At 64.2% G+C, this 307-nt stretch carries 1 pseudogene; it reads left to right on the top strand.

Going from position 1 to position 307, the window contains the following annotated elements:
• Positions 1–64: 64 nt before the first annotated feature.
• A pseudogene (locus MKK52_RS07335) lies at positions 65–307 on the top strand (porin); the annotation flags it as partial.

Raw genomic sequence — 307 nt, 5'->3', positions numbered from 1 at the left:
CCGACCACACAGCGTCCCAGCCAGCGACCAGATACGCTCCCGCCCATTCCGCGCTTCCCAGCGCATGTCGGCTGCGACCCGCTCCGCACACACGACCGTGCCCTCATGCACGCAAATCCGTACCGGACACGCCTTCTCCGGCACCGGCATAGAGCAGTACGGTCGTGTCGTGCAGTACTTCAACACGGACAAGGCATTCGTGCAGTTCGACGGCCTGACCGACGGTCTCGCGTCCTCGTTCTTCGACTTCTACGCCCACGACTTCGAGTTCGTCGGCGGCACGTCGGGTTCGGATGTCTCGTCCACG

The organism is Methylobacterium sp. J-067 (genome assembly GCF_022829465.1).
In the GTDB taxonomy this organism is placed as follows: Bacteria; Pseudomonadota; Alphaproteobacteria; order Rhizobiales; family Beijerinckiaceae; genus Methylobacterium; species Methylobacterium litchii.
Note: the sequence above shows the minus strand (reverse complement) of the source record. Positions and strands in the feature narration are given on the sequence as shown.